Origin of the sequence: Burkholderia sp. BCC1985, from assembly GCF_905339915.1 — a bacterium.
GTDB lineage: Bacteria > Pseudomonadota > Gammaproteobacteria > Burkholderiales > Burkholderiaceae > Burkholderia.
The window spans coordinates 56,096-66,200 of sequence record NZ_CAJPGY010000036.1; the positions used below are offsets into that span (position 1 = coordinate 56,096).

8 protein-coding genes and 1 pseudogene are annotated in these 10,105 nt (G+C 63.3%); 5 read left to right on the forward strand and 4 right to left on the reverse strand.

Going from position 1 to position 10,105, the window contains the following annotated elements; all coding sequences use genetic code 11:
* Window positions 1-134 precede the first annotated feature (134 nt).
* A complete protein-coding gene (locus tag U4Z31_RS28325; RefSeq protein ID WP_321812064.1) occupies window positions 135-1,148 on the forward strand; it encodes a LysR family transcriptional regulator in 1,014 nt (337 codons plus the stop codon).
* Window positions 1,149-1,197: 49 nt separating this feature from the next.
* Window positions 1,198-2,211, forward strand: a complete 1,014-nt coding sequence (locus U4Z31_RS28330) for an AraC family transcriptional regulator (protein ID WP_234621215.1) — start codon at window positions 1,198-1,200, stop codon at window positions 2,209-2,211.
* Between the two features lie 45 nt (window positions 2,212-2,256).
* Here U4Z31_RS28330 and U4Z31_RS28335 read toward each other — a convergent pair whose 3' ends face one another.
* From U4Z31_RS28335 to U4Z31_RS28350, 4 genes are read right to left on the reverse strand one after another with little or no spacing between them, the layout of a single operon-like run.
* Entirely contained in the window at window positions 2,257-3,042 is a 786-nt protein-coding gene (locus U4Z31_RS28335; protein ID WP_175691120.1) for an enoyl-CoA hydratase-related protein, read from the reverse strand.
* Window positions 3,043-3,102: 60 nt separating this feature from the next.
* A complete protein-coding gene (locus tag U4Z31_RS28340; protein WP_321812066.1) occupies window positions 3,103-4,038 on the reverse strand; it encodes a 3-hydroxyacyl-CoA dehydrogenase NAD-binding domain-containing protein in 936 nt (311 codons plus the stop codon).
* A 43-nt stretch (window positions 4,039-4,081) separates the two neighbouring features.
* Window positions 4,082-4,846, reverse strand: coding sequence for an acetoacetate decarboxylase (locus U4Z31_RS28345; RefSeq protein WP_175691119.1), 765 nt, complete (start codon window positions 4,844-4,846; stop codon window positions 4,082-4,084).
* A 44-nt stretch (window positions 4,847-4,890) separates the two neighbouring features.
* Window positions 4,891-6,123, reverse strand: coding sequence for a CoA transferase (locus U4Z31_RS28350; RefSeq protein ID WP_321812065.1), 1,233 nt, complete (start codon window positions 6,121-6,123; stop codon window positions 4,891-4,893).
* Window positions 6,124-6,793: 670 nt separating this feature from the next.
* On the opposite strand from U4Z31_RS28350, the pseudogene U4Z31_RS37210 reads away from it, so the two are divergent.
* The 3 genes and pseudogenes from U4Z31_RS37210 to U4Z31_RS28360 all read left to right on the forward strand — a co-directional run.
* A pseudogene (locus U4Z31_RS37210) lies at window positions 6,794-7,273 on the forward strand (PucR family transcriptional regulator); the annotation flags it as partial.
* A gap of 210 nt (window positions 7,274-7,483) precedes the next feature.
* Window positions 7,484-7,615 carry a helix-turn-helix domain-containing protein gene (locus tag U4Z31_RS37215; RefSeq protein ID WP_415750308.1) on the forward strand — a complete coding sequence of 44 codons (132 nt, stop codon included), beginning with the start codon at window positions 7,484-7,486 and terminating at the stop codon, window positions 7,613-7,615.
* Window positions 7,616-8,179: 564 nt separating this feature from the next.
* Window positions 8,180-9,970: an acyl-CoA dehydrogenase gene (locus U4Z31_RS28360; RefSeq protein WP_175691117.1), complete on the forward strand. Its 1,791-nt coding sequence runs from the start codon at window positions 8,180-8,182 to the stop codon at window positions 9,968-9,970.
* Window positions 9,971-10,105 lie beyond the last annotated feature (135 nt).

The window sequence follows — 10,105 nt, forward strand, 5'->3', positions numbered from 1 at the left end:
GGGAATCGAGCACTTTCGCACAACCGGAATTGTGCAAAACGACAAAGCGATACGTAACGAAATTTTGCGAACGTTGCGGGCAATCGATCAGGATTCCCGTGCAAAAATTCCGTTTATTCCAAACGGAAGAAACCATGGTCACGCTTCAACACATGCGCCTGTTCGTTGGCGTGGTCAACGCCGGCGGATTTTCGGCGGCGGCCCGGCAACTCGGCATAAGCACCACGCGGATTTCACGCGTGGTGTCGGATCTCGAACGGCACCTGACGGTCCGATTGTTGAACCGGACGACGCGCCGCGTCTCGTTGACCGAGGCCGGCGAACGATACTGGCGGCGATGCGACCAGATACTCGCCTACCTCGAACAGGCAGAGGCAGAGACGTGCGACGCCCATGCGCGGCCGTCCGGAAAGCTGAAGCTGCATTGCGCGAACGGGTTGGACCGGCACTATGTGATGTCGCTCGTCGCAGGCTATCGGCAACGTTTTCCAGAGGTCAGGATCGACTTGCTGACGACCCGGCGGCGGCCCGACCTGATTGGAGAGGGCCTGGACGTGTCGATCGCGCTCGAACGCCATCTTCCGGAATCCGGCGTGGTTTCCGAGCGACTCGGGGCGACCTTCAGCATCCTGTGCGCGTCGCGCGGATATGTCGACACACACGGTGCGCCGGCCACGCTCCAGGATCTCGAGAGGCATGCCTGCCTTGGTTTGCTCGCGACGCCGACTGGGCATGACGCGTGGAAACTGATCGGCCCGGATGGTGTACAGGCGAGCGCGCCGGTCACGCCCGCCTTTCGCGTCAACGACGCAGATGCGCTGGCGGCGGGGATTCGGAGCGGCATGGGCATCGGTCTACTGCCGCTTTACTCAGCGGTCGCCGGGTTGCGCGATGGGCAGCTTGCATGTGTGCTGCCGCACTATCGCACCCACGACATGAATGTGTATGTGCTGTACTCGTCACGCCAGTATCTGGATGCGAAAATCCGGACATGGGTCGATTTGATGCGTGACACGTTGCCGTCGATGCTGGCACGCGACGAGCAGACGTTTGCGGCGTATGCCGGGCCGGGAGCCGACGGCGAGCCAGCAAGACCAGTGGAAGGCGTGGATGCCGGCGCAGATGCGCGGTACGCGAGCGCGCTGTGAGCAGCGCACACGACAGCATGGCCTTCCTTCGACATTGCGGGTAGCCGACTTGAATCCACTGACCGCCACCGTTCCCATTACCGTCGTGAACGGCTTCCTTTCCGGCGCCGAGCGGGAGACGATTGCCAGACTGGCCGAGCTGTCGGGCATTCCACACGAGTTGCTTGGCAAGCCAGGGGCCCGTGTGACGCAGGAGCAATTCTCCACGCTCTACCGTCTGCTGGCCAGTGAGCTGGACGACGAAATGCCGGGTATTTTCAGCCGACGATTGAGAAAGGGCACGCTCAAATTTCTCTGTCTGAGCTTGCTGGACGCGCCCCGGCTCGAGGTCGCGCTATATCGACTCACGCAGTTCTTTCATATCCTCCTGGAAGAATTCACACTCGAATCCAGGCAGGACGGCAGGACCGGCATGGTTCGATTGACCATCGAGCCTCAAGGCCCGGGTGTGAGCGCGCTCGGTTGCGAACTGGTGCTGAAGCTGATTCATGGCATCGCATCGTGGCTGATTCGCCAGAAGATTCCGCTTGTCGAAGTGAATTTCCAGTTTCCTCGCTCGGCACAGGCGGGCGATCATCTTTACCTGTTTCCAGGCCCGGTGAAGTTCGATCAAGCCATGACCTGTCTTCGCTTCGATGCGAACTATCTCACGATGCCCATCAGGCAGCGCAAACCGGATCTTCAGGCGTTCCTGAAGCGAGCGCCCGAAGACTGGATATTTGTCACGTTCGTGGACCAGATGGTGTGCCACCAGGTCTGGCGTTACATGGCGGATTGCCTTCCTGAGACACCTACGATCGATCAGGTCGCGCACGCGCTGAATTATTCGACGCGTACGCTCGGCCGGCGTCTGGAAGTCGAAGGCACGACTTTTCAGGCCATCAAGGACGAAGTGCGGCGCGACATCGCGATTCAGCGGCTGACTCACTCCAACGATACGATCGCGGGAATCGCGTACGACGTCGGGTTCGACAATCCGACTGCATTTCATCGCGCGTTTCGTCACTGGACGGGTAGTACGCCGGCCGCGTATCGCAATACCGAGCGATCCGTCGGCCGGTGACGGCGAAGGCGCCGAGCGCGCGAACGCCGTGCCGCCCCGGTAGCGTCAACGGGCGCTGAAGTTGGCGACCCGCTTTTCGAGGAACGCCGACGTACCTTCTCGTTTGTCGTCGGTTGCCGCGCAGATCGAGAACAGTGCGCTTTCCAGGAGCATGCCCTGGTCCTGGCTCATGTCGAGCCCCCGGTTGATGGCCTGAATGGCGAATCGGGTCGCGAGCGGCGCGTTGGCGACGATCTGCCCGAGCAGCGCTTCGGCCCGAGCGAGGAGCGCATCGGCCGGCACCACCTCGTTGACGAGGCCGATCCTGTAGGCTTCGGCAGCGTCGATCATGGTCGCGGTGAGGATCAGCTGCATTGCGCGGCCCTTGCCGATCAGGCGCGGCAGGCGTTGCGTGCCGCCGAACCCCGGGATGACACCGAGCTTCACTTCGGGTTGCCCGAAGTGCGCACGTTCCGTCGCAAGACGGATCGTGCAGGCCATCGCAAGCTCGCAGCCGCCACCGAGCGCAAAGCCGTTGATCGCCGCGATGACCGGCTTGCCCAGGTTTTCGATGAGATCGAACGTGGTTTGTCCCTGACGCGTGAACGTCGCGGCATCGACGGCGCCGAGCGGGGCGATTTCGCTGATGTCCGCGCCGGCAACGAACGCCTTGTCGCCGGCGCCCGTCAGGATCACGCCGTGAATGGCGGAATCGTCGCGCGCGTCTTCCATGACCGCGCGAATTTCGTCGAGCGTTGCATGGTTCAGTGCGTTGAGCGACTTCGGGCGGTTCACGGTGACGTATGCGATGCCAGCGCGCTTTTCGTATGACAGATTCAGAAGAGATTGCATGAGGGTCGATGATCGAGTGGAAAGAGGCCGCCGCGATCTGCGCGGCGGCTGTCGGATGCGTCAGCGTTCTTCGGAGCGCAGCGCAAGCAGGCCGAGCAGCACTTCATCGCGGCGCGCGGCCAGTTGGTCGATCGACAGGCCAGCCACTTCTTCCCGAACGCCGGTGGTCATTTTCTGCCGCACTTCCGCTGTAATCTGCGGCGAGCCGAGCACTTCCCACCATGCGGTCATCGGGCCGGTGAACTGGTCGAAGAAGTGTTCGATGCCGCCTTGACCGCCGCCAAGATGGAACAGCATGTTCGGACCCATGACGCCCCAGCGCAAGCCGGGTCCCCAGCACACCGCAGTATCGGCATCCTCGACGCTCACGACGTCCGTGGCGACCAGGTGGACGATCTCGCGCCAGAGCGCAGCCTGCAGGCGGTTCGCGACATGGCCGGGCACTTCCTTGTTGAGCCGGATGGTTTTCTTGCCGAGGCTCGTATAGAACGCGATGGTGCGTTCGATAGTGTCCTGCGAGGTCTGCTTGCCGCCGACGATCTCGACGAGCGGAATCAGGTGCGGCGGATTGAACGGATGGCCGATCACGCAGCGCTCGGGATGGCGCTCGCAGGCCGACTGGATCTCGCTCATCGTCAGGCCGGAAGAGCTCGACGCGATGATCACGTCGGCGGGCAGCGTTTCGTCCAGCAGCGAATAGAGCGCCTGCTTGACGGCAATCCGCTCCGGGCCGTTTTCCTGGACGAGGTCCGCGCCGGCGATGGCGGTCCGCGTATCGGCGGTGAACGTCAGCCGGTCGCGCGACGCGCCGGGGGCGAGACCGAACTTTTCGAGGGCCGGCCACGCCTTGTCGACATACTGACGGAGCTTGGCTTCGGCATCCGGCGCAATATCGGTGGCGACAACGTCCAGACCCTTCGCGAGAAAGAGCGCGGTCCAGCTCGCGCCGATTACGCCGGTGCCGATCACGGCAACACGCTTGATTTGCTTCGACATCTTCAACTCTCCAGAGTCGTTCATGATGACGCGGGTCGTGGCATCAACGGAATCGATGGTCACGACGCGACGGTGCCAGGTAGTCGTGTACGACTTCACCTGCACCCAGGGTGAGATCCGTGAGGATGTGCGTCGCCGAAAGCACCTCGAGCACCGGCAGCTGCGCGACGGGCGCAAAGCAGTGCGGATGCAACTCGAGCGTGGCGGGGCCCGTCCATGCACCCTTGACGACTAGGTCGCTCAGCCGGTACTTGACCAGCTCGCAGATGCGCGGCTTGCCATCGACGTGCGGAATGATCTTCAGCAGATAGCCGGGGCCGTCGAGTGAACGGCGGACTTCTTCCGTGTCGAGCGCCTGATACTTGTAGCCCATCGTGGCCGTCGCGACGCGCACGCCGTTGTAGTCGAGCGTGCCGACGAGCGTATCGCTGCGCACCTCGAGCTTCGGCTGCGCGAGGGTCTTCGGAAAGCCGAGGAGCTCGCGTCCCGCCGCAATACCAGGCAGGTTGTCGAGGTACATCGCGTGGGTGTAGCCGCCCGCCACGCCGTCGAGCGTCACGGGGATGACCTGGCCCGACTCGGTGTAGGAGCCGAGCCCCGACGAGTCAGGCATCTTGATGAATTCGTACTTCACGATCGGTTCGACGATCTTCAGCGGCGCGGGAACGAGCCGCTCGAGCGCGGCGGGATCGGTCCGATACGTGATGATGATGAATTCGCGATCGACGAAGCGATACGGCGGCTTCGCGTAGGCCGGGCCGACGAGCGGCATCGCATAGGCCTGTTCAAGCAATTCCTGTTCGGTCACTTTGTTGTCCTGTCAATTCGAGGGAGAGTCGAACGGCTGACGCGTCATGCGCTCGTGCCGTGCTTCGATACGACGCCTTCGGCCAGCAGTCGGGCGATTTCGTCGGCGCCGTAACCGAGATCGGCGAGCACGCTATCGCTGTGTTCGCCGAGCTGCGGTGCAGGCCCGGGCGAGACCTTCTGCACGCCCGCGACCTGGACGGGGCTGTTCACCGTGTGCGTCGCTTTGCCGGTCGGCTCGGCGAGCGGCACGAAGATGTCGTTCTCGTACATTTGCCGGTCGTTGATGATTTCGTCCGCAATCTGGACGACGCCGTAGATCACGCGGCCTGCGTCGAAGGTCTTCTTCCAGTACTCGAGCGGCTGCCGGGCAAACGCTTCGTCGAGAATCGCGACGAGTGCGGCCGCATTTTCTGCGCGGGCCGCCTCGTTGGCGAAGCGCGGATCGTCGAGCAGCGCGGGCAACTGCATTGCGTTGACGAGCAGCGGCCAGTCCTTGCTCGCCGGCAGCACGACCAGCAGCCACCGATCGTCGGCGGTGCGATACGGGTTCAGCAGCGCGTTCGGCGGCGACTTGCGGCCCTGCCGCTCGCGATAGCGCGCGCCATTGAGGCCGCCTTCGATCCACGCGGCGGCTGCCCATGCGCCTTCGGCGATCAGCGAGGTGCTGACGTGGCTGCCCTTGCCGGTTTTTTCGCGTCGATAAAGGCCTGTCACGATCGCGGAATACAGCGTGCTCGCGGTCGCGTGATCGCCGATGCCCGGCACCGGCAGCGTCGGCGGGCTATCGCCGTCGCGCGTGACCTGCATCAGACCGGTGCGCGCCCAGTAGGCGGTGATGTCGAAGCCGGGCTTGTCGGCTTCCGGGCCTTTCGTGCCGTAGCCGGTGAGGTCGGCGTAGACGAGGCGCTCGTTGAGCGGCGCGAGTGCCTCATAGGTGAGGCCGAGCTTTTCCTTGATCTTCGGCGGGAAGTTGACGACGATGACGTCCGCCCATTGGGCGAGGCGGGTGACGATGTCGCGAGCGGCGGGCGACTTGAGGTCGAGGGCGAGGCCGCGTTTGTTGCGGTTGGTCAGTTGCCACGCGTAATTGTGTTCGCTGATCGGGTTCGGCGGGATCGCGTAGAAATGCCGATAGGGGTCGCCCGTGCCGGGCGGCTCCACTTTGATGACCGTGGCGCCGAAATCTGAAAGAATCGTCGTCGCTGCCGGTCCGGCAATGTAGCTGGCGAAATCGACGACCTTCAGGCCGGAAAATATACTCTCGGGGGTTTGCATGGGGCCTCTGGCGAGTGACACGGGGACATATCCGTCAATCGGACGCAATGTCCGATCGGCTTGCTGTGAACGTTATCCGGTCGCCCCCGGGCGGCGAAATGGGAGAACTGGGCGTTCCGAATGGAACTTTTCACAACGCCCCGTCGGGCGACGGGTGTCGTTCGGCGCGGGGCGTCGACCGGATTGCACCTGGAAGCCCGCGATGGCGGCCGAGCGCCGCCGAACCGAAAGAAGAGGAAAGATGCATATAGGACATGTCCAGATTCCGGAAACGTCGGCACTAATGCGCGACAAGATTCGGGAATTGACGCTGAATCCGACGGAAGTGATCGATCGGACCTATGCGGCCCTGATTCGCATCGAGGGCTACGAAGATCTGTCGGCCGCGGTCAGGCAGGACATCATGGCGTCGATCGCGTTGTCGGAGCGACTGTGGTTCGAGTCCGTATTTACCGGCTCGTTTCCGTCGGACAAGGATCTCGAGGTGTTCCAGGAGTGCGGCCGCCGGCGCGTCCACCAGGGCATTCCGCTGCCGTCGCTGCTGCGTGCATTTCGCGTCGGGGTGAGGGAGGTGTGGCGTAGTTGTGCCGAGCTCGGCAGCGCATGCGACGAGTTGCGCGACGAGCTGTTCTTCGTGATCTCGCCGTACCTGATGGATTTTTTCGACGAGATGGCGCAGTTGATCTCGCGTGCCTATCTCGACGAGCAGTATCAGCAGGCGCGCTGGAAAGAGTCGCTGCGTTATCAACTGCATGAAATCATCTTCAACCACACGGTCGACGACGACGCGTTCCGCAAGGCCACCAAGGCGCTGGGGCTCGATCCCACGATGCGCCGAATCGCAATCGCGATCGAATCTGCGCACCTGGATCGCAGTGCGCTGCATGCGGAGGAGGAGACCGACCGACTGGTGCTCGCCGTCGCACGGCACCTGAAAACGCCCCGGGACAGCCTGCTCGACGTCTGGCATCGGGATCGGCTGATCGTGTGGGCGCCGTGCCTCCATGACGAATCTGCCAGCGCGAGCGACAGGCGGGTCGCGGGCAGCGTGGGTGCATGGCTCGGCAGTGCGTCATCCGACGCGTCGGTCGGCATCGGTCTGGCGAGCATCGGGGCGAAAGGCTGGGCGGCGTCCGCGGAGGAGGCGATTCGCGCACTGGCATTCGGCCAGAGCGCAAATGCAGGGCATCGCGCGCATCGCTATTCGGACATCGTCCTCGAGGAGTGTGTGCGCGGCAATGACGGCGCGCTGAACTACCTGCTGTCGTTGATTGAGGAACTGGCGGGAGAGCCGGAAATCATTGCGACGCTGGAGACGTTCTTTGCGAACCGGCAACGCCGCAAGGTTACGGCCGCCGCGCTGGATATCCACCCGAACACGCTGGATCATCGACTCGAGCGTGTGGAAAACATTACCGGTGCGAAACTCGACGACGCCGCCTGGATCGCTCGGCTCGAGATCGCGCTGAAGCTTCGGGGGGCGCGCGCATAGAGGCTCGACGCGCGGCGAGGTCTTCGTCGAACCGCCGGCAAATCGAGGCATCAATTGTCATATCAGGCGACCGGCCCGGCCGCGAACGCGCGCGGATGACAGCGCCGTGTGCGGCTACCCGTCGCATGACTTGTAGCACTCCATGCCAGTTGTCGTGCTGCGCGGCGACGAGTCGCCGCCGCCGGGCGCGACGCGCTTTGTCGCGATTGCCTGGCGCCAGTTTCTCCATTCCATCTCCATCGCATTGCGGTCGAATCGGCTCATCGTGCGTATGTGTCGGCGACAGCCAACCAACTGAGCCCGATCGTCGCACCGGGTATCCGCGTTCGGAAGGGGGGCCGTCGGCAGTGACCGAATCGGTCTCGGAAGTGACAAATCGCGTCAACCTGTGCGCAGGTTTGAGGATTCGCATTGATTTGGCGTGTTTTGTCAGTCATTGGGCAGGTTTGGGTATCCGGATAAGCCAGGGCGGGGACTAGGATGAGCGCATCACTCGGACGCGCTCGACCCGTAGCGCGTCTTCCCGCGTGTTATTGCACGCATCACAAAATGTGGAGATGCGCGATGAGCTATATCGCCCCGGTCAAAGACATCCTCTTTGCGATTAACGAACTGGCGGACCTGGAACAGATCGCCACGCTGCCGGGCTTCGAAGATGCCACGGCTGAAACCGCTCAGGCCGTCATCGAGGAGTCCGCGAAATTCTGCGGCGAAGTCGTGGCGCCGCTCAACGTGTCGGGCGACCGGAACGGGACGATCTGGAAGGACGGTGCCGTGACGGCATCGCCGGGCTTCGCTGACGCGTTCCGCCAATTTACGGCAGGCGGCTGGCAAGGCGTGAAGCATCCGGTTGAATTCGGCGGTCAAGGCCTGCCGAAGCTGCTCGCGACGCCGTGTGCCGAAATGCTGGATGCATCGAACCTCGCCTTTGCTCTGTGCCCGTTGCTGACCGACGGTGCGATCGAGGCGCTGCTGACGGCAGGTACCGACGAGCAAAAGCAACGCTATCTGCCGAAGCTGATCTCGGGCGAATGGACCGGCACGATGAACCTGACCGAGCCGCAGGCCGGTTCGGACCTGGCGCTGGTGCGCTCGCGCGCCGAGCCGCAGGGCGACGGATCGTACAAGGTGTTCGGCACGAAGATCTTCATCACGTGGGGCGAGCACGACATGGCGGACAACATCGTCCACCTGGTGCTGGCGCGCACGCCGAGCGCGCCGGAAGGCGTGAAGGGCATCTCGCTGTTCATCGTGCCGAAGTTCCTGGTCAACGACGACGGCTCGCTGGGCGCGCGCAACGATGTGCACTGCGTGTCGATCGAGCACAAGCTCGGGATCAAGGCGAGCCCGACGGCGGTGCTGCAGTACGGCGATAACGGCGGCGCGATCGGCTACCTGGTCGGCGAAGAGAATCGCGGCCTCGAATACATGTTCATCATGATGAACGCAGCGCGGTTCTCGGTCGGGATGCAGGGCATCGGTATCTCCGACCGCGCCTATCAGCAGGCAGTGCAATATGCAAAGGACCGCGTACAGAGCCGCCCGGTGGACGGGTCGGCCAAGGAGTCGGTAACGATCATTCATCATCCGGACGTACGCCGCATGCTCGGCACGATGCGTGCGCTGACCGAAGGCGCACGGGCACTGGCGTATGTGGCGGCCGCGCATAGCGATCTCGCGCACGGCCATCCTGACGAAGCGACGCGCGCCCGGAACGAGGCGATCTACGAGTTCCTGGTGCCGATCGTCAAGGGCTGGAGTACGGAAGCATCGCTGGAAGCGACAAGCCTGGGTGTGCAGGTGCACGGCGGGATGGGTTTCATCGAGGAAACGGGTGCGGCACAGTACTACCGCGACGCGCGCATTCTGACCATCTATGAAGGCACGACGGCGATCCAGGCGAACGACCTCGTGGGACGCAAGACGTTGCGTGACGGCGGCGCGGTGGCCTCGGCACTGCTCGCCGAGATCGGCAAGACCGTCGACGCGCTTGCGGCCGTGCAAGGCGCGCCATTCGAGTCGATGCGTCGACATCTCGAGGCGGGTGCACAGGCGCTGAAGACGGCGGTCGAGCATGTCGTTGCGAATACGAAGCGCGATCCCAATGGCGTATTCGCCGGTAGCGTGTCGTATCTGAAGCTGGCCGGCATCGTGCTGAGCGGGTGGCAGATGGCGCGTGCAATGCTGGTTGCGTTTCACAAGCAAGCGGAGGATCCGTCGTTCTACGGCGCCAAGATCGCTACCGCGCAGTGCTTCGCAGAATTCATCCTGCCGCAGGCGCTGGGGTTGAGCGCATCGATCGTCAGCGTGAAGGGCGGGGAAGGCATCCTGACCCTGTCGGAAGACCAGTTCTGAACTGGGCGCCATCATGGAAGCGATAGATCGTTGCACGCGCCGTACGGCCGAACTCGTTCAGCAATACGGCCCACGCGAATCGATGGAATACGACGTCGTGATCGTCGGCGGCGGCCCGGCCGGGCTGTCGGCCGG

Bases quoted from the DNA above. Each gene is read 5' to 3' on its own strand.
- U4Z31_RS28325 (WP_321812064.1), top strand. From the start codon at position 135: ATGGTCACGCTTCAACACATGCGCCTGTTCGTTGGCGTGGTCAACGCC.
- U4Z31_RS28335 (WP_175691120.1), bottom strand. From the start codon at position 3,042: ATGCAATCTCTTCTGAATCTGTCATACGAAAAGCGCGCTGGCATCGCA.
- U4Z31_RS28340 (WP_321812066.1), bottom strand. From the start codon at position 4,038: ATGTCGAAGCAAATCAAGCGTGTTGCCGTGATCGGCACCGGCGTAATC.
- U4Z31_RS28350 (WP_321812065.1), bottom strand. From the start codon at position 6,123: ATGCAAACCCCCGAGAGTATATTTTCCGGCCTGAAGGTCGTCGATTTC.
- U4Z31_RS28360 (WP_175691117.1), top strand. From the start codon at position 8,180: ATGAGCTATATCGCCCCGGTCAAAGACATCCTCTTTGCGATTAACGAA.